At 54.2% G+C, this 21,709-nt stretch carries 16 protein-coding genes; 7 read left to right on the forward strand and 9 right to left on the reverse strand.

Going from position 1 to position 21,709, the window contains the following annotated elements; translation table 11 throughout:
• Positions 1–55 precede the first annotated feature (55 nt).
• Positions 56–1,036: a GlxA family transcriptional regulator gene (locus JYB63_RS12615; protein WP_205658200.1), complete on the forward strand. Its 981-nt coding sequence runs from the start codon at positions 56–58 to the stop codon at positions 1,034–1,036.
• 25 nt (positions 1,037–1,061) lie between these two features.
• Here JYB63_RS12615 and JYB63_RS12620 read toward each other — a convergent pair whose 3' ends face one another.
• The 9 genes from JYB63_RS12620 to JYB63_RS12660 all read right to left on the reverse strand — a co-directional run bounded on the left by JYB63_RS12620 (position 1,062) and on the right by JYB63_RS12660 (position 11,764).
• Positions 1,062–1,736, reverse strand: a complete 675-nt coding sequence (locus tag JYB63_RS12620) for a response regulator transcription factor (RefSeq protein WP_205658201.1) — start codon at positions 1,734–1,736, stop codon at positions 1,062–1,064.
• Complete coding sequence (locus JYB63_RS12625; RefSeq protein ID WP_205658202.1) at positions 1,733–4,900, reverse strand: efflux RND transporter permease subunit; 3,168 nt, start codon at positions 4,898–4,900, stop codon at positions 1,733–1,735. Before JYB63_RS12625 ends, JYB63_RS12620 begins: the two co-directional genes overlap by 4 nt.
• Positions 4,897–6,084: an efflux RND transporter periplasmic adaptor subunit gene (locus JYB63_RS12630; protein ID WP_205658203.1), complete on the reverse strand. Its 1,188-nt coding sequence runs from the start codon at positions 6,082–6,084 to the stop codon at positions 4,897–4,899. The genes JYB63_RS12625 and JYB63_RS12630 overlap by 4 nt, the downstream gene beginning before the upstream one ends.
• A 2-nt stretch (positions 6,085–6,086) precedes the next feature.
• Complete coding sequence (locus tag JYB63_RS12635; RefSeq protein WP_205658204.1) at positions 6,087–7,469, reverse strand: efflux transporter outer membrane subunit; 1,383 nt, start codon at positions 7,467–7,469, stop codon at positions 6,087–6,089.
• A gap of 61 nt (positions 7,470–7,530) precedes the next feature.
• Positions 7,531–8,757, reverse strand: a complete 1,227-nt coding sequence (locus JYB63_RS12640) for a sensor histidine kinase (RefSeq protein ID WP_205658205.1) — start codon at positions 8,755–8,757, stop codon at positions 7,531–7,533.
• Positions 8,754–9,221, reverse strand: a complete 468-nt coding sequence (locus JYB63_RS12645; RefSeq protein WP_205658206.1) for a hypothetical protein — start codon at positions 9,219–9,221, stop codon at positions 8,754–8,756. Before JYB63_RS12645 ends, JYB63_RS12640 begins: the two co-directional genes overlap by 4 nt.
• Before the next feature lie 3 nt (positions 9,222–9,224).
• Entirely contained in the window at positions 9,225–9,905 is a 681-nt protein-coding gene (locus tag JYB63_RS12650; RefSeq protein WP_205658207.1) for a response regulator transcription factor, read from the reverse strand.
• 130 nt (positions 9,906–10,035) lie between these two features.
• Positions 10,036–10,779, reverse strand: coding sequence for a MipA/OmpV family protein (locus tag JYB63_RS12655; RefSeq protein ID WP_205658208.1), 744 nt, complete (start codon positions 10,777–10,779; stop codon positions 10,036–10,038).
• Positions 10,780–10,897: 118 nt separating this feature from the next.
• The gene (locus tag JYB63_RS12660) at positions 10,898–11,764 is read right to left on the reverse strand and encodes a prephenate dehydratase (RefSeq protein WP_205658209.1); all 867 of its coding nucleotides are present in this window, start codon (positions 11,762–11,764) and stop codon (positions 10,898–10,900) included.
• Between the two features lie 169 nt (positions 11,765–11,933).
• Between JYB63_RS12660 and trmH the strand changes: the two genes are divergently transcribed.
• From trmH to JYB63_RS12690, 6 genes are all read left to right on the forward strand, one after another.
• Positions 11,934–12,632, forward strand: coding sequence for a tRNA (guanosine(18)-2'-O)-methyltransferase TrmH (gene trmH, locus JYB63_RS12665; protein WP_205658210.1), 699 nt, complete (start codon positions 11,934–11,936; stop codon positions 12,630–12,632).
• Positions 12,633–12,668: 36 nt separating this feature from the next.
• On the forward strand, positions 12,669–14,444 hold the full coding sequence (locus JYB63_RS12670; protein WP_205658211.1) for a sensor histidine kinase: 1,776 nt from the start codon (positions 12,669–12,671) through the stop codon (positions 14,442–14,444).
• On the forward strand, positions 14,431–15,786 hold the full coding sequence (locus JYB63_RS12675) for a sigma-54-dependent transcriptional regulator (protein ID WP_205658212.1): 1,356 nt from the start codon (positions 14,431–14,433) through the stop codon (positions 15,784–15,786). Before JYB63_RS12670 ends, JYB63_RS12675 begins: the two co-directional genes overlap by 14 nt.
• Before the next feature lie 342 nt (positions 15,787–16,128).
• Complete coding sequence (locus tag JYB63_RS12680; RefSeq protein ID WP_205658213.1) at positions 16,129–17,166, forward strand: TAXI family TRAP transporter solute-binding subunit; 1,038 nt, start codon at positions 16,129–16,131, stop codon at positions 17,164–17,166.
• Between the two features lie 205 nt (positions 17,167–17,371).
• Positions 17,372–19,528 (forward strand): TRAP transporter permease, encoded by a 2,157-nt coding sequence (locus JYB63_RS12685; RefSeq protein ID WP_205658214.1) that lies wholly within the window; start codon positions 17,372–17,374, stop codon positions 19,526–19,528.
• A 343-nt stretch (positions 19,529–19,871) separates the two neighbouring features.
• Positions 19,872–21,704, forward strand: a complete 1,833-nt coding sequence (locus JYB63_RS12690; protein ID WP_205658215.1) for an SPOR domain-containing protein — start codon at positions 19,872–19,874, stop codon at positions 21,702–21,704.
• Positions 21,705–21,709: the final 5 nt, after the last annotated feature.

Here is a 21,709-nt window from a genome sequence, read left to right on the forward strand (position 1 = left end):
TGAGTCTAAGGTGGTGATACGGCCTGCTTTTGGTAAAGAGAACACAGCGGCTGAGATGAATATGCTTACCGGGCCTCAGGTGGCGGAGAGCGTAGAGGAAATCGCTTTTTTGCTGTTACCGGGTACGGGGATGGCGTGTCTGAGTGCAGCGGTCGCTGTGCTGAGTCATGCCAATAAGCTGGCAGAGCAGACGCTGTATCGCTGGACGCTGTGCAGCTGGGACGGTCTGGCGGTGGTGTCAGAAGAAGGTTTTGAGGTTGGGGTTCAGCAGGGGATACAAGGGCTTGATCCAGCGCGGCTGGATAAGCTGATTGTATGCGGCGGTTTGGATTGTGATGATCCGCAGGTGCTGCGCTGGCTGCGGCAGGCGGGGCATTTTGGTCTGGAAATCGGTGCGTTCGGGGCAGGCAGTTATCCGCTGGCCCGGGCCGGTTTGCTGGATGATTATGCCTGCACTACCCACTGGGAGTATCTGGCGGCATTGCAGGAGGAGTATCCGCGTCTGATACTCAGTTCGCAATTATATGTAGTGGATAAAGACCGCTTCAGTTGTGCCGGTGGCAGTGATGTGCAGGATTTATTGCTGCATTTTGTTGGTGAGGCGCATGGTCAGACACTGGCTAGAGCGGTATCCGACAAGCTGGTGTGTACGGCCCGGCCTTCAGGTGATACGCAGCGCGGTGCCCAGCGGCGTCAGTCGGTATATATGCCGGCCTGTTTGCAGGATGCTATTTTGCTGATGGAGTCGAATATTGAAGAGCCGCTGAGCCTGCAGGAGATCTCCGATTTGCTGGGCATTTCCCGCCGGCAGGTAGAGCGGCTGTTCAGAAAGTATCTGGACAGCCAGCCGTCCCGTTATTACATGGAGCTGCGGCTGAATCGGGCAAGAGAGCTGCTACAGAAAACCAGCAAGAGTATTACCGAAATTTCCATTGCCTGCGGGTTTTCCAGCACCTCACATTTCAGCAAAAACGTTAAAGACCAGTTTGGCTGTTCGCCGAAGTTATTGGGCCGGCAACTGAAGCTGGCCCGCTAGCCTTCCTGTTGTTATCCGCTTTTTGTTATCCGCTTTGTTTCAGTGCGTAGCCTTTTCCCGGCAGGGTGTGGATTAGTGGCTGGCTGAAAGGTTTATCCACCTGTTTGCGCAGGTGATAGAGGTGGACTTTCAGGGCGTTACTGTCTGGCGGTTCATCGGACCAGACGGCCTGTTCCAGCGCTTCCCGGGTGATGATAGCCGGGCTGGCACGCATCAGAATTTCCAGCAGGATAAAACCGGTAGGGGAGAGCTTCAGGGGTTGCTGTTGTCGCCAGGCTTGCTGGTTATCCAGATCCAGCCGGAGGTCTCCCACTTCCAGAGTACGGATCTGGCCACTGTGCCATCGGGCCAGTGAGTGAACCCGTACGGTCAGTTCTTCCAGTGCGAAGGGCTTCACGAGGTAGTCATCGCTGCCGGCAGTGAAGCCGGCTACTTTATCATCCAGGGTATCCCGGGCGGTGAGCATCAGAACCGGGGTTTTAATGCCCTGGCTACGCAGTTCCCGACACAGACTGAGGCCGTCCAGCCCGGGCAGCATAAGGTCCAGCAGTAATACATCGTAGTGATTAGTGCTGGCCAGCCTCAGGCCCTCAGGCCCATTGTTTGCGTGTTCAACGCTGACGGATTTCAGACGCAGGTATTCGCAGATGGAGTCTGCAAGGTCCTGATCATCTTCAACCAGCAAGGTGCTGAGTGTCATAGGCTTGTCTCCGCAATCTGAGGGTGGGTTGGCAAAGGCTGTTCAGCCTTGTTCTTGCCGGTTTGACTGAAGCGAAAATCTTCACTGATCATCACCAGCGCCGGAATCAGTATCAGCGTAATCATGGTGGCAAACAGAATACCATAGCCCATGGCAACGGCGGCGGGAATCAGAATCTGTGCACTTTCTGAGGTGTCCAGTATCAGGGGAACCAGACCCACATAGGTGGTAACCGAGGTCAGAATGATGGCCCGCATCCGGCCACAACAGGCTTCTATCATAGCCAGTTTGACGCCTTTGCCGAGGCTGCGGTTTTCATTAAAGCGGCTGATGAGTAGCAGGCTGTCGTTGACCACCACACCGGACAGCGCAAGGATACCGAACATCGCCAGAATGCTCAGTGATAAACCGTGCAGCCAGAGGCCCAGCAGCGCACCGATGATGCCGAAGGGAATGGCAGTCATGATCAGCAGGGGCTGGGTATAGGACTTCAGCGGAATGGCCAGCAGGGCGTAGATTGCCAGCAAGGCAACTGCAAATGCGATGACCAGTGAGCCGGTGGATTCCGCTTCTTCCTGGGCTTCGCCGCTGAGCACAATGCTCAGGCCGGGGTTATCCAGCCGGAGTTGCTGAAACAGTTCGCTTTCCAGTGCGGCGAGAATGTCATTGGCATCGGCGACCTGTTTGTTCAGGTCGGCGGTAATGACGGCCACCCGGCTGCGGTCGATACGCTCGATTTCCCGGGCCACATATCCGGAGGAAATATCCGCAACTGCCAGTAACGGCACGGCCTGGCCTTCCGGCGTACGGATATGTGCACGGTTGAGGTCATCGGCACTGCGGCGCTGTTCGTCCGGATAGCGAACCCTTACTTTTACTTCGTCTTTGCCACGCTGAATACGCTGTACTTCATAGCCCTGATAGGCTTGCTGAATCTGCTGAGCCAGCATGGCGGTGGTCAGCCCCATCGCCTGACCTTCCGGACGCAGTTGCAGGTCGATCTGAGGCTGGCCGGCTTTCATGCTGTTCTGAACACCGGAAACGCCTGCGTAGTTACTCAGTGCCTGTTGTACCTGGCGGCTGGCGGTTTGCAGGGTGGCGGAGTCGGTTGCCCGTAAGTCAATGCTGATGTCGGCTTCGTCTTCATGATCGGTAATGAAGCGTAACCGCCGTACGGCTTCAAGAGCAGGGGTCGCCGCTTCCCAGCGTTCGGCGATCAGGTTGGTGCTGAAGGGGCGGCTGCTGAGCGGGGACAGTTCTGCTGTCAGGGTGGCACCGGTGTCGGTGGTCAGCAGCGCGAGGCTTTGGATCGGCGCCATATCCAGCTGGAATTCGTCCTGTAGCTGTTGGCTGATTAGCTGACCTGCTTGTTCAATTTCCAGTGCCTGTGACTGCACCAGCCCATAGCCGGCTTCGTCTTCCAGTGTCAGGGAGACCTGAATGGTATTCTCGGGAATGTCCGGGAAGAATACTGAGCGAATCTGGCCGGAGAGTATCATGCCGATCACCAGAATAAAGATGGTAATGGCCAGAAGCAGGGTGGCATAGCGCAGTTTCAGCGCCTGATGAATAAACGGCCGGTACAGGTGCCTGATCCAGTAGTTCAGCCCCTGGCTGATCTTACTCTGTAACCAGCGCCAGCTTCTTGCCAGCGGGTTTTTGCCGCCGGATGAATGCATTCGTAAATTGGCCAGGTGCGCGGGCAGAATCAGCTTGGATTCGATCAGGGAGAAAATCAGACAGAACGCTGCAGCGTAGGCGAACATGGCAAAGATTTTACCCAGCCGGCCTTCCACCAGTGACAGGGCCATGAAGGCGGCGACTGTGGTCAGTACTCCGAATACCGTAGGGACGGTGACTCGCTGGGCACCGCGGATAGTAGATTCGATACTAGCACCGTGCCGTTCCCGTTCGGCATAGATGCTTTCACCCACCACGACGGCGTCATCCACGACAATTCCCAGTGCAATAATAAAACCAAAGGTGGTGATTTCATTGAGGCTCAGGTTGTAGAAGTTGGGTCCGAGCAACAGCATGGCACCGGCAAAAATCACTGGCAGGCCGGCGCCCACCCAGAAGGCTACCCTTACGTTCAGCAGCAGGGAGAGCATCAGCATGACCAGCGCAATGCCCATCAGACTGTTGTTCAGCAGCAGCCCCAGCCGTTCGGTGATGTAGACGCTGCTGTCGTTCCAGACGCTGGTGTGAACATTGGCCGGCAACTGTGACTGAAACGCTGCAACTTCGGTTTTAACATTTTCAGAGATTTGCATGATGTCTGAACTGCCATACATCTGTACCGCCAGTTCAACCGCCGGCTGGCCGTTATAACGAGCGATAATGCCTGACTGGGCGTAGCTGTCGGATACCCGGGCGACGTCTCCGAGCGTGATTCGCTGACCGTCGCGGGTTTCGCTGATCAGGATATTTGCAAACTCACGCTGGAAGTATTTGGGCTGATCGGCTTTGACGATCAGGGTACCGTTTTCGCTGTAGAGTTCGCCGCCGGATTCAGTGACTGAGGCGGCAGCGATCCGGGTGGCAATATCATTCAGACTCAGGCCCATAGACTGCAGTAACTGCTCATCAGCCTGAATGGTGATCTCCGGTGTCTGCCGGCCTCCGGTGACTACTTCCTCGATGAACGGGTTGGCAAGTAACTGATCCCGCAGGCGTTTGGCGGTGTTTTGCAGGGTTTGCTGATCGGCACTGCCGTAAATGTGCACGCTGAGTGCGTCTTCAATATCCAGCTGGCGGCTGACCACCGGCGTTTCTGCCTGATCCGGCAGGGTGGTGATGCTGTCGATGCGGTTTTTGACGTCCTGATACAGGGTGTCCAGGTTGTAGCCGCTGGTCTGTTCAACGGTCAGTGTGCTGCCGCTGCCGTCAGAGGTGCTGGATATCTGTTTAATGCCCGGTACGCCGTTAAGGGCTTCTTCCAGCTTGATGGTGACGCCTTCTTCGCTGGTCAGGGCGGAGCCGCTGTCATAGCTGACGGTGACGCTGATGCTGTTAGGAGGCAGGGAAGGAAAATCTTCTACCCGTAAGTTCATGGCGGTGAGGCTGCCGATCACCAGAATAAATACCATTAGCAGGTTGGCAGCTACCGGATTGCGGGTGAACCAGGCAACCCAGCCTTTGCTGGCGGAAACGGAAGCATTCATGGCTGGTTCTCCCCGCTGACTGAGGCCAGCGCAGGGGTGATGGTTTCGTCGTTAACGGCCTGTACTTTCATTCCGGCCAGGTAACCGGATACAGGTTTACGCACCAGACTGATCTGTTCCGGCAGTTCGCCTCTGGCGACATATAGCGTGTCGCCATCACTGAACAGCACTGAACGGGCAGCCCGTTTGAGTGTGTTATTGGTGACGTACCAGAGATAACCGTCGGCGGTCAGTGCAGTGGCTGGCAGTGCAAACAGATCCGGGGTCGGCTGGCCTTCAAGCTGAGCCTGTACAAAGCTGCCAAACAGCAGGGGTTGTGGCTGACTGAAGGGCTGTTCGACGCTGACCGTCAGGGTGCGCAGCCGGGTGTTAGCATTAATGTTATGTGACAGCCGTTCGATGTTTCCCTGCCAGCGAACGCCGGGCAGGTCACGGCTGTGGAGCTCAACGGCTTCTCCCAGGGGATCCGCAGGTAACTGTTGCCACTGGCTGGCGGATAGGGCCAGTCGGACTTCTGCCTGGCTGCTGGTTTGCAGGCTGGCAACGGTGTCACCCTGGTTCAGGTAGCTGCCCGTGGCAATCAGCCGTTTGGTAATCAGGCTGTCGGCCGGTGCTTTGAGCCGGGTTTGTGCCAGGTTGCGCCGGGCGTCGGCGACGGCTGCTTTTGCCGCGCTGTAGCGGGCATTGGCCGCGGCCAGCTGAGGTTCACGCAGCAGCAGGGGACCGGGTTTTTCGCTTATACCGGCCCGTTTCCAATCCTGCAGGGCCTGCTCTTTTTGCCGCTGTTCCTGCTGCAGTGTCAGTTTGGCTTCCGCCAGTGTTTGCCGGGCGCTGGCCAGCAGAGCTTTATAGCCGGTCGGGTCAATGTGGATCAGTTCGGTACCTTTTTCTACCAGCCCGCCGCTGACAAATGCCGGGTTACGCCAGATCACTTTGCCGCTGACTTCAGATTTAAGGCTGATCTGGTCGGTGGCCTGTACTTCTCCGAATGCCTGAATCTGACTTCGGTAGGTGGCGGCTGTTACCGGCAGCACGGTAACCCGGGGAGTCGTGATCGCCTGTTCCTGCCGTACCGGTTCCGGCTGGTTGCTGACAGCATAGTTGGTGTATACGAGCGCCGTGGGTACGGTGATGAACGCGAGGACCGTATATAAAATGGTTTTGCGGTGTTGTTTCAGTGTCATGATTAAACTCCCATGCCCAGTGCCAGCCCCAGCGTAATGCGGTTGGTCAGCCGGGCCTGTTGAATCTCAAGAAGCCGGATACGGTTGTTAAAGGCATTTTGCTGGGCGGTCAGCAGGTCCAGAACGTCATTCAGGCCATTGCGGTAGCGGGCCTGATAATGCTCAAGGCTGGCTTCAGAATGCTTTACCGCTGCCTGTAACTGGGTTTGTTGTTCCGCCAGTGAGGTTTCCTGGCCAAGGGCGGTTTCCACTTCGTTAACGGCATTGAGCAGGGCCTGCTGGTAGCTGAGGTAGCTGCGTTCTGCCTGCAGGTCAGCAATCTCTGCGTCTGCTTTTAAACGTCCTGCATTGAACAGCGGGGCAGTAAGTTGGCCCAGTAGGCTCCAGGCGGTGGAGCCTGATAACAGATCCCCCAGATTCCCTGCTGAATTACTCAGGCTGGCGGTGAGGTTAAAGCTGGGTAACAGTTGCTTGTGAGTAGCGCTGGCCTGAGCATCAGCAGCGTCAATACTGAGCAGGGCTGCCTGCAGGTCTGGCCGGTTTGCCAGTACTTCAGCGGGTAGCCGGGCAGGGGGATTGCTGATGGACGGGACGGTTGCTGACAATGGCAGCGCTGCAATCAGATCTTCAGTGCCGGTTTTACCCTGCAGGGCAGCCAACTGACGCCATGCATTCGCCTGGCTTTGTTGCCGGGCAGCAAGGCTGGCACGGGTCAGTGCGGCGTTCGCCCGGGCGGCTTCCAGATCCGCCAGCGAGTTGCTGCCATCAAGGCCACTGAGGAAACGTTCCCGGATGACCCCTTCGGTATCTTCCAGGCTGTTCAGCCACTGGCTTTCGGTGTCAATGATCCGGGCACGCATCTGAATATCCAGCCAGTTCTGAATGGTCCGGGCGGCCAGTGAGTCCTTTGCGGCCCGGTAATCCAGTTCGAGGGATTCGGTGGTGGCATCTGCCGCCTGGCTGCGGTCGGCTAGCCGCCCCCAGACATCGGCTTCCCAGCTGAGATCCAGCGACAGGGTATGGCTGGTGGCGGTATCTTTTTTACGATCTGAGTTCAGATTGAGGTTCAGTTCTGGCAGTGTGGCGCCAGCCTCTTTGCGGCTCACCAGCCGCTGTTCCTTTAAGCGGATAGCGGTTTGGCGCAGGTCGTAGTTTGCCGCCAGAGTTTGTGCCACCAGTTTATAGAGCGCGGGGTCGCCGATCAGATCCAGCAGTTGATTCGTCAGAGCCTGTTGCGGAGCGGTTGCAGATTCCTGCCATTGCGCCGGTACCGCCAGTGCCTGAGCGGTACGTTCATTCTGATATGGCTGCAGATTGCTGCAGGCTGACAGAATCAGGGTGGTTAAGATAACACCGGCGCGGTGAATATAGGTGTGTCTGGACATCAGGTTTCAGTCGGTTTGTTACAGATGTCACAGTTATATCCGTCAGCGGGTCAAAAAGCGGTTAAGAAAACTGAATATGTACCTGGCTGCCTTTGCCTGTTTCAGAATCCACTTTCACTGACCAGCCGAATTGCTGACAGATTCTCACCACGATGGATAATCCCAGCCCTTGTCCGCTGCTGCCTTCCAGATAGGCCTGTCCCAGCTGTGGCAGCATTTCCGGCGGGAAACCGCTGCCGGTATCGGCGACCGTCAGTTGCTGTTTGTTCAGGCTGATGCGGATTTCACCTTCAGCAGTATGGCGAATGGCGTTTTCCAGCAGGTTATTGAGCAGCACCATGAACAGGGGCGGCAGAATCTGCAGTTGCGGGTCTTCCTTCAGTTCAAAAGAGATAGGTACTGAGGTGTTTTTCTGATGCTGTTCGACCAGCATGGTGCAGACGTATTCGCTGTCCAGAAACTCATCGGACAGGCTGAGGTTCTCTTCCCGGCCCAGTAGCAGAAAGGTTTCGATCAGTTGCTGGGTTTTATTGTTGGCACGGCGAATTCGCTGCAGAGCGGCAGGGTTATCCGGCTGGACTTCCAGAATATCAAGTGCGCCGCGAATGACTGCAGTGGGGGTACGCAGCTCGTGTGAGACTTCACGGGTAAAACGTTTTTCGCGGATTAAAAACTGCTGGCTGCGGTCATAGGCTTCTGCAAAGGAGTGGGCCAGCCGGCCGATTTCATCCGGCCCGAAGCTGTCGGTTTCACCGAACTGTGCATTTTTTTCCAGACCCTGAATCCGGGCGTCCAGAAGCAGTATTGGCCGGGCAGTCCGGCGGCCCATAAAAATACCGACGCCGACACCGGTAACGGAAACGATCAGAAAGACAATTAACCCTATCTGGTTAAGCCAGTGCAGGCTGTCATGATCAATGTCCTGATTTCTGACGTTATAGAGGATATACAGCGGTTTAGACTGAAAGGTGGTGTTGGCTACATGCAGGTTCAGATCTTCAATTTCGTCAATGCCGGGGGGCAGCTGAGTGATTGTGTCGGCATCCGGATGGCTGTTGATTTCGTCTCCCAGGTAGATACTCATCCCGGTAGGAAGCTGATCAAACTTTCCCCGCTGTGTGTAGTAGGTTTGTTGCCGTTTCAGCTCAATGCTCAGTTGCTGATTAAAAATAGTATCTTCTGAAAATACCAGGAATAAGGCCAGCAGGAGCCAGTAGAACAGTGCCAGCAAGATACTGAAGCCGGAAAAGGCCAGAATCATACGGGTTTTCAGGCTTTTAATTTTCATCTGTCAGTAATCCTCGGGGTGCTGAACCGAAAGACTGCGCTGTTCAGGCTATGGAGTAGCATTTGGTTAAACTGGTTGATACCGGCCAGTTCAATGTTCTGATGATCAACGTCATAAATAATATAGAGCGGTTCTGACCTGAAAGTGGACTTTGCGATATACAGGTTCAGGTATTCGATATCATCCGTGCCGGAAGGGAGCTGAATGATAGTCTCTGCGTCAGGGTGGCTGTTGATCTGGTTTCCTATATAGAGGTTCATGCCGGTGGGAAGCTGATCAAAGGTGCCGTGCTGAGTGTAGTAGGTTTCCTGTCGTTGCAGTTCAAAGTTAAGTTGTTGGCTAAAGATAACGTCTTCCGGCAGCAGCAGGAAGCTGAACAGTACAACCCAGTAGCACAGTGCTAGCAGAATACCGGAGCCTGCAATGATCAGAATCATGCGGGTTTTCAGACGTTTTATCATCACAGACTATGATTTCGGCGGCGTATCAGAGAGGCGGAAACCCACGCCGTAGACTGTGTGGAGCAGTTGTGTATCGAAGGGTTTATCGATGGCGGTGCGCAGGTGGTAAAGGTGACTGCGCAGTACGTCCTGATCCGGTGCATCGTTACCCCACAGGGTTTGGCTGAGATCTTCCCGGCTGACCACTTCAGGGGAATGCTGCATCAGATGCTGTAACAGTTTCAGGCAGGAACGGTTAAGTTTCAGTGGCTTCCCTGCCCGGGTAACTTCCTGGCTGGTGAGGTCCATGATCAGATCGGCTACCTGCAGGCAGTCGGCCTGTTGCCGGGGGCGGCGTTTACAGAGGGCGTCCAGCCGCAGATAAAGTTCTTCCATGGCGAAGGGTTTGACCAGATAGTCGTCGCCGCCAACGGCAAAGCCTTCGATTTTGTCGTCCAGTGTGTCTCTGGCAGTCAGAAACAGAATAGGTGTTTGCCGGTGCTGTTCACGCAGTTTACGGCACACATCCAGGCCGTTGAGTACGGGCATCATGATATCCAGCACGATCACATCATAGGTGGCGTGTTCCGTCAGATTCAGTGCCTGCCGGCCATTGCCGGCCCAGTCTGTGATGCAGTTTTTCAACTCCAGATAGTCGGTCAGGTTGGCAGCCAGATCCTGATTATCCTCTACTATCAGTACACGCATGATGGTTACCCGCTGGGAAAGTTAACGTGCTTATTATGGCCCGGGAAATGTGAATCGGGGGTAAAGGCCATCATAAAAAAGCCCGCGGAGGCGGGCAATATCGTCGGGAGAAATTGACTTGATCTGTACCTTAGAAACGGTACATATACAGCAGGCTTACGCTGGTGCTTTTGTCATCTTCAACAATGCTGCTGTCAGCAATTTCATCACCGTAGCTGGTGTAGCTGGCACCGACCCGGATCATTTGTTGCTGATCAATCTGATACATCGCGCTGATGCCAATTTCGTATACGGTGTCTGCGTCAGCGGTGTAAGCGGCCCGGTTCACGGTGGCTTCGCTGGTTCTGACGCCGTAATAGTAGTTGTTCAGATCGTCGCTGCGGTAGCTGACAGATGCTTCCGGGGTGACCGACCATTTGGCGGATACAGGAAAGCTTTTTTCCCAGCCCAGCTCGATTTCATTACCTTTGTGTTCACTGCTGGCATCGGCTGCGAAGGTGGCAGACCACTCACCGTACTCGGTGTCGTATGAGGCGGTAACACCCAGTTCGAAGGCACCTTTGCGCTCATCCATACCTTTCAGGTCCGAGCTGTCACTGGCTTTGTAGCCTTCGCCCCGGTAACGGGCCAGTGCACCGATCTTAAAATCATCATTATCGATGAGGTAATAACCGGTTTCCGGCCCCTGAATGTAAAAGCTGCCGTTTTCGTAGCTGATAAAAGGGAGTGCTTCTGTTTCGGTACCAACACCCTTATAGATGCTGTCTTCGCTGGCAACGCCGATTCCCAGTGCAAAGCTGGATTCATTTTCCTCTGCCTGTACACCGGCAGCAGCTACCCCCAGTAGCGGCAGTAGCAACATGGTTTTGCGCATCTGATTGTCCTCAGTTGACTGTGTTTTGGCACAGCCTAGTGAGGCGGATGTAAAAAGGGGGTAAAGGAGGGTATAAAAAAGCCCCTGTTTAAGGGGCTGGATATTTTGTAGCTGGATTTTATTCCGGCAGTGGCCGGTTTTCAGCGCGGAACGGATGGGCTTCATAGGTGCCCAGGTTACGGACTTCCTTGGTGAAGAAGTCCAGTTCCTGCAGGGCGTAGCGCATGAAGCGATCGTCCGGGTGGCCTTCCACATCCAGATGGAAGCTGGCACCTTTGGTGGCGCCGCCGCCCATGTAGCTTTCCAGTTTCACCATGTTGATGCCGTTGGTGGCAAAGCCGCCAAGGGCTTTGTACAGCGCAGCAGGAATATTACGCACGGTGAACATCAGTGATGTGATGTAGGTTTTTTCTGTTTCCAGTGCCGGCATTCCCTGTTCTTTGGACAGAATCAGGAAGCGGGTGGTGTTGCCGTCCACGTCCTGAAAGTTATCCTGCAGGACATCCAGATCATACAGTTCTGCAGCCAGGCTGGACGCGATGGAGGCGTGGGTTGGTACAGGGTTTTGTGACAGTTCAAACGCAGAACCGGCGGTATCCAGCCCGGCAATTTCTTCCAGTCCCAGTTTACGGATGTTGTCGTGACACTGGGCCAGTGCCTGCGGGTGGGAAGAGATGGTTTTCAGCTGGCTGATGTCGCTGCCTTTCAGGCCCAGCAGGCAGTGATTCACCGGCTCGTAGTGTTCGCCGATAATGTGCAGCTGGGTTTTAGGCATTAAACGGTAGATCTCTTCCACGCGGCCGGCGGTGGAGTTTTCCATTGGAATCATCGCCAGTTTTGCTTCGCCGCGCTCGACCATAAACATTGCATCGACAAAAGAGCCACAGGCCTTGGCGGTCATGTTCGGGTAAACATGACGGCAGGACAGATGTGAATAGGCGCCTTCGACGCCCTGATAGGCAATGATGTTCGGCAGTTGCGACATTGGTGGATTCCGTTTCTGGTGTATTTGGAAAAAGTGTCTTGTAAAAATAAGGGCGCTAATTATGGCACAGTTTGCCGTGAGCATGCCGGTAATTTTGCTATTATGTGCGCCATTTTAACCGGTGCGGTTTTTAGCTGGCCGGAGACAGATCTTTGCAATGGGAACGGATATGACCCCTGAACGTCGTGACAAATTTATTGCTACGCTGGATCGCCGTCAGCCGGATATGACGCTGATTACTGATCAGGTGCATAAAGCCAGAAATACTGCCGCCCTGATCCGTACGGCAGATGCCGTGGGTATCGGTGAGATTCACAGTGTGGAGCCTAAGGAAGGCTACCGTTTTGCCGGCACGACTCAGGGCAGTGATCGCTGGGTAAAAAACCACTTGTACAAAGATTGTGAGTCGGCGATCCGCACTGTTAAAGCCCGGGGGATGAAGGTGTATGCGGCGCATTTCTCGGACCGGGCGATTGATTACCGCAGCCTGGATTACACGCAACCCTGTGCATTTCTGATGGGCTCTGAAAAAGAAGGGGTCAGTGATGAAGCCGCTGCACTGGCGGATGAACATATCCTGATTCCGATGATGGGCATGGTGGCTTCGCTGAATGTTTCCACCGCAGCGGGTATTATTCTTATTGAAGCACAGAATCAGCGTTTGAAGGTCGGTATGTATGATCAACGAAGGATTGCACCAGAGGTGTTTAACGATACGCTGTTTGCCTGGGGTTATCCGGATCTGGCGAAATACTGTCACAGCAAGGGGCTGGAATATCCACCGGTGAATGAGGATTTTGAGCTGCTTGATCCATCCGGCTGGTATGAGCAGGTTCGCCTGGGTAACGCGCCGTTACGCCAGTGGTAAAGGATTCTGTAACAACTGAAGGCGTGGAGGCAGAGCATGATGACAGACAGTTCAGCGGTTAAGGCGCCTGCGGCGCGCCGGCGTTCCGGCAGGACGGTTTTCATTGTGCTGCTGGTGGTGCTGATTTCGGCCCTGCTGACCTTACAGATGAACCGCTATGCCAGAGACTGGGGCACCGTTGAACTCCGCCTTGCCGGGGAGGATAAGCTTCTTACACTGGTCAGCCAGTTTCGTAATGCTCTGAATGAATACCGTTATCTGCCGTTTCTGATTTCCCAGAGCCGGGATGTACAGAATCTGCTGCGAAATGCCTCCGCCAATAAAATTACCGCCGTCAGCCGTTACCTTGAACAGATTAATCTGGTAGCGGGGTCTACGGCACTGTTTGTGCTGGATACCGCCGGTAATGTTCAGGCGCTGAGTCACTGGCGGGATGATACTGAGGCATACCGGACGCAGTCTGATCAGCCGTATTTCCGGCAAGCCCGCAAAGGTTTACAGGGGCTGTCAATTTCACCGGAAGATGAAGCGGCGGTGTACCTTTCTGCGCCGATTTATGAGCGCCAGCAATTCGCCGGGGCAGCCGTGGTGCGGATTGATCTGGAGCAGTTGCGTTCCGGGTTAGCACTGAATAACGAGTTCATCGTGAGTAACCGTCAGGAGGTGTTGCTGGCGACTGACAGTGAATGGACCGGCCTGGCCATGGACGATGTGCTGATGGCAACGGAAGTGCGGCACCTGAGTGACGGTTCCAGCGCAGATTTGCGTCATCTGCCGGGTCGGGGGGAAGTGCTGGTGCAGTCGGTGGTGCTGGATGATCTTGGCTGGACATTTACGGTGATTACACCCCTGCAATCCGTTATCAATGACAGCCGAACTGTAGCGAACTATACGCTGGCCGGCTGTGTGGCGTTATTCCTGCTGGGGCTGCTGTTACGGGAACGGCATCTGAAGAATCAGTCCCGTCAGGAAACCCGTCTGGCCCTGCAGCAGGCGAATGATCAGTTAGAGCATAAGGTGCAACAGCGTACCGAGGCGTTGAGGGCGGCACAGGATGAACTGGTTCAGGCAGAAAAGCTGGCAGCGCTGGGGCGGATGTCTTCGGTGCTGGTGCATGAGCTTAATCAGCCGCTGACCGCCATGCGCACCTATGTATCGATTGCACGGCACCGGATGGTGCAGTTGCTGGGAGAAGCGAAAAATTCAGAAAGTGCCGGTGCGTTGCAGGGAAATTTTGACCTGATCGAAACCCTGACGGAGCGGATGTCCGCCATGACCCGGCAATTAAAGGTGTTTGCCTTTAAAAAGCCCGAACAACTGACGCCGCTTGATCCACTGCAGGTGCTGGATCAGGTGGTCGCGACAATGCATGCCCGTTGTGACAAAGAGTCGATAGCGTTGCACTGGCAGCGGCCGGACTTGCAGGTAAAGGTGGCGGCAGACAGTCCCCGGATGGAGCAGGTATTTCTGAATCTGATGAATAATGCCTGTGATGCAATGACTTCGTATTCAGAGGGAGAGAAGCAACTGACGCTGCATATGCAGACGGCTGCTGATAACCGGGTGTGTTTTTCCGTTATGGATACCGGCCCCGGGCTTTCAGATGAGGCGATGCAGCATTTGTTTGAGCCGTTTTTTACCACCAAGTCTATCGGCGAAGGGCTGGGGCTGGGGCTGGCGATAGTACAGTCAATCTGCCGGGATCTGGGCGGTGAGATAATTGCAGAGAATACGGCTGGCGGCGCAGAGTTCAGGGTGACTTTGCCGCTGGCTGAGGCGTTTAATTGCGGAGACAATTATGATGCAGGGTAAGGTGTTGCTGGTGGATGATGATGAGCTGATTCGTCATTCAACCGAACAGTGGCTGAGTATGGCCGGCTTTGAAGTCATTATGTGTGAAACCGCCGAGCAGGTTTTGCCTCATCTGAGTAAAACCTTCCCGGGGGTACTGATCAGTGATGTGAAAATGCCGGGAATGGATGGTCTGGAGCTGCTGGCCCGTGCACAGGAATGTGATCCTGAGTTGCCGGTGATTCTGATTACCGGCCACGGCGATGTGGACATGGCCCTGAGCGCGATGCGTAACGGCGCTTATGATTTTATTGAAAAGCCCTTTGTGCCGGAACGTTTGGTTGAGAACATTAACCGGGCCTGTGAAAAACGCCGCCTGACCATCGAGAACCTGCGTTTGCAGGAGAATCTGGCCTCCCAGTCGGGGATTGATGCCAAGCTTATTGGCATTTCTCCGGCGATTCAGCGGCTCAAGCGGGACATTCTGAAATATGCCGCACTGGATACTAACGTCATTATTTATGGCGAAACCGGCACTGGCAAGGAGCTGGTGGCGCAGTGTCTGCACGAATACAGCGGCCGGCGCTGCAGTGCTTTTGTGCCGCTGAACTGCGGAGCTGTGCCGGAGAATCTGATTGAAAGCGAGCTGTTTGGCCATCAGGCCGGGGCATTTACCGGGGCGAATAAGCGCCGTATCGGTAAGTTTGAGTACGCGGATAAAGGCACCCTGTTTCTGGATGAAATTGAAAGCATGTCGCCGGCACTGCAGGTCAAAATTCTGCGGGCGTTGCAGGAAGGGCAGGTGGAGCCGGTGGGCGGGAACCGGCCGGTAGATGTGGATTTACGGGTGGTTGCAGCTTCGAAAACGGACTTGCGTACCGAAGAAGGTTTCCGGGAAGATCTGTTTTACCGTCTGAATGTCTCTGCATTGCGTCTGCCGCCACTGCGGGAGCGGGAAGAAGACATTCCGTTACTGTTTGAGCATTACGCCCGTCAGGCAGCCCGGCAGCATGATTGTGAGCTGCGCCGCTTTACCCAACAGGATATCGATAACATGCAGGGGTACAGTTGGCCGGGGAATGTCCGCGAACTGAAAAATGCCGCCGTGCGTTACGCGCTGGACGGTGCTTTGTCCCTTGCGGATATTCTGTTTCCGCCGGAGGAATTTGTCGCCGGTTGTGAAGATGCATCCGGTCTGTCGCTGGGGGCGCAGGTGGCGAATTTTGAAAGTCAGATCATCCGTCAGGCGCTGACTGCCCATAAAGGCAATATTGCGGCGGTGATGGAGCAGCTGGATTTACCCCGCCGTACCCTGAACCAGAAGATGGTTAAGTACGATATTAACCGTTGTGATTATACCTAAACAGCAGTACGGATAAGGGGCTGCAGTTCTGAAAAAGGCCGTCGGCTAAAATTAGCCTATGGCCGTTACCGGTGACTGAAAAGGGTGTGTTTAACCCCGTCCAGCTGGGGTTTTGGTCTGCAGTGATCAGTTATATATCTGTATGTATGAGGCTGATCGGCTGTTTTTTGCTTATTCCAATATGCCTGATGAGCAATTTCTTGCTTATTTGCAGGCTTAGGCTGTCAGGTGTTTTAGATAATAAGTTTCTATATATCAGTTAGTTATGTTTGTTTTTATGACTTTGGCCCCGGTTTTGCTCTTAAGGGGAGGTGAAAACAACAATTCTAAAAGGAAAGCACAATGAGCATAACTAAGCGTACATTTCTGAAAACGGTCATCTCTTTGGGAATGGCTGCGGGCGTCGCAACGATGGCGGCAGTATCGACAACTGCCGTCGCCGCAGATAAGCGCTCCTATATTCTGGCCACTGCATCAACCGGCGGTACTTACTATCCGGTAGGGGTGGCACTTGCAACGCTGACCAAGGTTAAGCTGGAACCTAAATACAAGTTCTCGCTGGGGGCGATTAACTCTGCCGGTTCCGGTGAGAACGTTAAACTGCTGCGGGAAAATGAAGCGCAGTTTGCCATCATGCAAGGGCTTTACGGTGCATGGGCGTGGAGCGGAGAAGGTGCGCTGGCTAACTCAGGCCCTCAGCAGCACCTGCGTTCGGTATCCATGCTTTGGCAGAACGTTGAGCAATTCGTGGTGAAGTCTGATCAGGTGAAGAGCGGTACCATTGATGATCTGGACGGTCTGAATGATGGCAAGTTCTCCATTGGTAAGAAGAACTCCGGTACTGAAGGTTCTGGCCGACAGATTCTGTCCGGTTTAGGGGTTGAAGCAGACAATCTGGATCTGGTGTATCTGGGTTACGGGCCAAGTGCTGATGCCTTACAGAACGGCTCAATTGAAGGCATGAATGTACCGTCCGGCGTGCCTACCAGCGCTGTGACCCGCGCATATGCTGCGCTGGGTGATGATATGACCGTGCTGGATTTCAGCGATGATCAGATTGCCAGAGCAAACGGTAACTATAAGCTGTGGACCCGTTACGTGATTCCGGCGAATACATATCCGGGCCAGACTAAAGATATCAACACCATGGCACAGCCAAACTTCCTGGCGGTGCGTGATGATATTTCCGAAGAAGATGTTTACCTGCTGACTAAAACCATCTACGAAAACCTGCCATTCCTGAACGGTATTCATAAGGCCACCAAAGCTATGGCACTGGAAAAAGCCATTGCCGGTCTGCCGGTACCGCTGCATCCGGGTGCTGCCCGTTTCTATACCGAAATGGGGCTGGATATCCCACAACACTTAGTTGCTAAGTGAGACGTTGCAGGCATTTACCCTGTGAACTGACACAGTGACGGGGTATGCGCCTCAGTGCTGAGATGAACAGATCTCAGTACTTACCGGCCAGTGTCATCAGAGAGGCGATAACGCTGGCCGGCCTCCGATAGTTACATTCTTCTGTGGTTTCTGATGCCCGCCTGAGCGGGTATAGCAGAAGAGTGGTTGTTCGCTGGATATTCTTATGGCTACTTTAAACAATACGGCTGAGCAGAGTGCTGTTGAGCAGAGTGATGCTGAAACAGCGGAAAAGCTCCGTGCTATGGAGCTGATGCAGCGGCCTGAAGCGTCAGCAGCCGGTCGTTGTATTTACTGGCTGGGCATTGCTTTTGCGGTGATGCATATATATTTCAATACGATAGGGACGCTGCCAGAGCTTTGGGTGGCGTCCATTCACTTTGCCGGCTTTGCTTTGCTGTGCGCCCTGATGGTGCCGGTGATGCACGGTAAGTCCGTGGCCGGAAGACGGTTTTATTTATTGCTGGATTGCTTGCTGGGGTTGGCGGCTATTCTGTGCGCGGCGTACCTGATCGGTTTCGAAGATGCCCTTTACGACCGGGGGGTGACATTCATTGTCAGTGACTGGGTGTTCTCCATCGCGGCTATTTTCATTGCCCTTGAAATGGCCCGGCGGACGACTGGCTGGTTTATTCCTTCGATGATCGTGGTGGCCCTGACATATGTGTTCTGGTGGGGACCGTATATTGATGGCATCTTTGGTTTTCCGGGGCTGTCGCTGGAGACGGTGCTTTACCGCAGTTATTTCTCGACTGAGGGGATGTTTGGTCAGATAGCCCGGATCTCCTGGTCATATGTGTTTATGTTTATTCTCTTCGGGGCCTTTCTGGTGAAGTCCGGTGCCGGGGATTTCATTATCGAGCTGTCCCGCTGCGCTGCCGGGCGCTTTGTCGGTGGTCCGGGATTTGTTGCAGTGCTGGGGTCCGGTCTGATGGGCTCTGTGTCAGGCTCATCAGTGGCGAATACGGTGTCGACCGGGGTGATCACAATTCCGCTGATGCGCCGCGCAGGATTTCCGGCCCGGTTTGCTGCTGGCGTGGAAGCTGCAGCATCCACCGGTGGACAGCTGATGCCGCCGGTCATGGGGGCTGGGGCGTTTATTATGGCGTCTTACACCCAGGTTCCCTATGTAGATATTATTGCCGTCGCGGCTTTACCTGCTTTGCTGTACTTCCTGTCGGTTGGTTTTTTTGTGCGGGTGGAAGCTATGCGCAGCCATGCGCAGTCAGTGGAACTGGATACCCGGCCAATCGGTGAGGTTCTGAAAGAGGGCTGGCATTACCTGCTGCCTCTGGTGGTGCTGGTGATGCTACTGGTGAATAACTTTACGCCTACCTATGCTGCCGGTATTTCTACACTGTCGGTGATCGGTGCTTCCTGGTTATCCAAGCATCCGATGAAGGTGAAGGATGTATTGGATGCGTTGGCACAAGGGTCTAAGAACATGGCCACGACAGCCATGTTGCTGATCGCTGTAGGATTAGTGGTTAACGTGGTGGCGATGACCGGCATTGGTAATACTTTCTCGCTGATGGTGGCAGAGTGGGCCGGTGGCAGCCTGATGATTACCCTGATTCTGGTGGCGCTGGCTTCACTGATTTTAGGTATGGGCCTGCCGGTTACCGCTTCGTATATCGTGCTGGCAACGTTATCTGCCCCGGCGCTTTACAGTCTGATTGCAGAAATGCAGCTGGTGGATCTGATGGTAAACGGGGAGTTACCGGAAGCGGCACGAACTATCTTCTTGCTGATCGCCCCTGAGCAGGCGGCCCTGCTGGCTGAACCGATGTCTGCGCTGCAGGCGCAGGAGATGCTGGCGCTGGTTCCCGGGGATTTTAAAACCCAGTTACTGGAGCAGGCGTTGGCGCCGGAGGTGCTGGCAATGCTGTTGGTGTCTGCGCATATGATTATCTTCTGGTTATCTCAGGACAGTAACGTCACACCGCCGGTGTGCCTAACGGCATTTGCGGCAGCGGCGATTGCCCGGACGCCACCGATGGCGACGGGGTTCACGGCCTGGAAGGTCGCCAAGGGCTTATATATTGTGCCTGTGTTGCTGGCGTATACACCCTTTATCGGTGGCACGGCTGCGGAGGTAACCAGTATTTTTGTGTTCTCGGTATTCGGTATCTATGCGCTTGTCGGGTGTATGGAAGGCTATCTTGAGAGCCCTTTGCATCCTGTATTGCGGATTATCTGTGGTGTGGCCGGTGTAACGATGCTCTGGCCCTATGGCAGTTTAATGATCAGCCTCGCTGCTGTGGCTGTTTTTATTGCCATCTTTATATATTCCCGCCGTAACAGGTTACTCAGCGAAGGCTGAGTAACCGGTCCAACTGCCCCGCTGTGCACCGGCGGGGCGGTTTTTTCACGTTTTAGTGCTGCTCTGATGATTATTTAGTCATATGTCGTTAACAGCCATTCACCCTCTATTTACCTCTTGTGGTATTATCCGTTCTGATGTCTGGTGCTGTGCTAAGTTATTGATGAATAATCGATACACCGAATCTTTATGTCGGTTATCTGCAACAGTTTCCGGATGATCACCTTATTTAGGTAGGGATGCGTTATCAGCCGGGCTGATAATCATGCCTTAAGTTTTCATTTTGGTTGTACCGGTTATCATCGCTGATGATAAAAACTGAACAGTAATACGGAAATGATCAATGGCTGCTATTAAAGTTGCTATACAACGGATGTTTAAGCCGTCTGCCCCCTGGATGATTCCATTGGTGTGCGGACTGCCTTTGTCGCTGGAAGCGGCGCAACAAGCTGATTGTTACCAGTCATATTCTGAGCGGGACTTAGTGGCCGCTCAGGCGTCATGCCAGGGGCTGGCTGAACAGAATGATGCCCGTGCGGCATTTATTCTGGCGACAATCTATTACCAGAAAGGCAGCACCGCGGGAGACCAGCGGGGGATTTTCTGGGATAAAGTTGCTGCTGAGAACGGCCATGCTGAAGCTTCTTACCGGCTGGCACTGGCGTACCAGTTAGGCCAGGGAGTTGAGCAGGATAACCAGCAGGCTGTCCGTTGGTATACACAGGCCGCACAGGCCCATCATGCTAAAGCCCAGCGTAGCTTAGGTGCTATGTACGAAGGCGGCTACGGCGTGAAAACGAATCTTCAGCAGGCGTATGCCTGGTATAAACGTGCGGCAGCACAGGGGTTGCCGGATGCGCAGTTGCGTCTGGGAACGTTGTTTTTTGAAGGCCGCGGCGTAAAAGAAGATCGGGTACAGGCACAGCACTGGATTCGTAAGTCTGCGGAAGCGGGCAACCATAATGCGCAAATGGCTTTAGGTGTCATGCTGGCGGAAATTGATCCACAGGACAGTGTTCGCTGGTATCAGCGTTCTGCTGATCAGGGGAATGTGTCTGCCAAGCAGAATCTGGCGCTGGTGTATTTCAGCGGCCAGGGTGTTGCCCGTGATTTAACCAAAGCCCTTAGGCTGGTGGATGAAGCGATTGAGGCGGGTAATTATTCTGCCAAGCCATTACGTGAACAAATTCTGGCGGAGATGTCGCCGGCAGTTCAGGAAGATGTTCAGACTGCTGTTGCAGAAACAACGCCTCAGACCAGCCCTGATATGGTGTCTGCAGATGTTCAGTCTGAGTTGGCAGTTGCCGACAGCCCGGTTGAACAGGGTGAAACACTGAATCAGTCAGTGCCGGCACCGACTGCTGAAAACAATTTTGTCGTGACTGTTCCGGATGAAATAGCGCCGGAAGCCGCACAGCCGAACACACCGGTTGCTAAGACTGAACAGGATCTTGCTTCTGCGAATGTATCTGAGACCTCAGAGGCAGACGTAATTGCGGCTGCTGATACAGAACAGCTTCGCAGTGAAGTACTGGAGCAGATGGTCACCGGTGAAGTCTCTGCTGTTAAACCGAACAGTGATATTGCGGATGAAACGCTGACACTTGCGTCTGTGCAGGTTGATGCTGATACGATTTCGCAGGTAACCGATTCAAACCCGCCGGCGGCCAGTGCCAGCTCTGAATCGCTGAATGAAGCTGTTGTGGATGAAGTTGCTGTGTCTGAAAAGCCGGCACTATCTGCATCCTCAGGGATTGAGCCGGCTGCAGCCGTTTCTGTTAAGGACAGTGAGCCTGCAGAACCTTTCGTGAATCCGGTTCCTCCGATTCTGGAAAAAGAGCCCGGTCCTTACGGAATGGAAGCGGATAACTGGCTGATGCAGCAACCTTCTGAGCGTTACGTTATCCAACTGACCAACGGTGAATATAAAGAAGGGATGGAAAAGTATATTCGCCGGGTGGGTCTGAAGGATGTTGAAGGCTGGCATTTCTACCGCACCCAGCGGGATGCCGGTCTTTACTATGTACTGGTGTACGGTGAATTCGACACCGTTGCTGCTGCTAAAAAGGCTCTGGCCGGTCTGCCCCGTAAGGCGCGCCGTAGTCACTGGGTCCGCCAGTACAGTACTTTGCAGAAGTTATACCGGACTCCCGGATCGTTACCCTCTGATAATTAGAAAAA

The organism is Aliamphritea spongicola (genome assembly GCF_017051665.1).
In the GTDB taxonomy this organism is placed as follows: Bacteria; Pseudomonadota; Gammaproteobacteria; order Pseudomonadales; family Balneatricaceae; genus Amphritea; species Amphritea spongicola.

Excerpts from the sequence above, each read along its gene's own strand:
- JYB63_RS12615 (WP_205658200.1), top strand. The coding sequence starts at position 56 with ATGAATATGCTTACCGGGCCTCAGGTGGCGGAGAGCGTAGAGGAAATC.
- JYB63_RS12620 (WP_205658201.1), bottom strand. The coding sequence starts at position 1,736 with ATGACACTCAGCACCTTGCTGGTTGAAGATGATCAGGACCTTGCAGAC.
- JYB63_RS12625 (WP_205658202.1), bottom strand. The coding sequence starts at position 4,900 with ATGAATGCTTCCGTTTCCGCCAGCAAAGGCTGGGTTGCCTGGTTCACC.
- JYB63_RS12630 (WP_205658203.1), bottom strand. The coding sequence starts at position 6,084 with ATGACACTGAAACAACACCGCAAAACCATTTTATATACGGTCCTCGCG.
- JYB63_RS12635 (WP_205658204.1), bottom strand. The coding sequence starts at position 7,469 with ATGTCCAGACACACCTATATTCACCGCGCCGGTGTTATCTTAACCACC.
- JYB63_RS12640 (WP_205658205.1), bottom strand. The coding sequence starts at position 8,757 with ATGAAAATTAAAAGCCTGAAAACCCGTATGATTCTGGCCTTTTCCGGC.
- JYB63_RS12650 (WP_205658207.1), bottom strand. The coding sequence starts at position 9,905 with ATGCGTGTACTGATAGTAGAGGATAATCAGGATCTGGCTGCCAACCTG.
- JYB63_RS12655 (WP_205658208.1), bottom strand. The coding sequence starts at position 10,779 with ATGCGCAAAACCATGTTGCTACTGCCGCTACTGGGGGTAGCTGCTGCC.
- JYB63_RS12660 (WP_205658209.1), bottom strand. The coding sequence starts at position 11,764 with ATGTCGCAACTGCCGAACATCATTGCCTATCAGGGCGTCGAAGGCGCC.
- trmH (WP_205658210.1), top strand. The coding sequence starts at position 11,934 with ATGACCCCTGAACGTCGTGACAAATTTATTGCTACGCTGGATCGCCGT.
- JYB63_RS12670 (WP_205658211.1), top strand. The coding sequence starts at position 12,669 with ATGATGACAGACAGTTCAGCGGTTAAGGCGCCTGCGGCGCGCCGGCGT.
- JYB63_RS12675 (WP_205658212.1), top strand. The coding sequence starts at position 14,431 with ATGATGCAGGGTAAGGTGTTGCTGGTGGATGATGATGAGCTGATTCGT.
- JYB63_RS12680 (WP_205658213.1), top strand. The coding sequence starts at position 16,129 with ATGAGCATAACTAAGCGTACATTTCTGAAAACGGTCATCTCTTTGGGA.
- JYB63_RS12685 (WP_205658214.1), top strand. The coding sequence starts at position 17,372 with ATGGCTACTTTAAACAATACGGCTGAGCAGAGTGCTGTTGAGCAGAGT.
- JYB63_RS12690 (WP_205658215.1), top strand. The coding sequence starts at position 19,872 with ATGGCTGCTATTAAAGTTGCTATACAACGGATGTTTAAGCCGTCTGCC.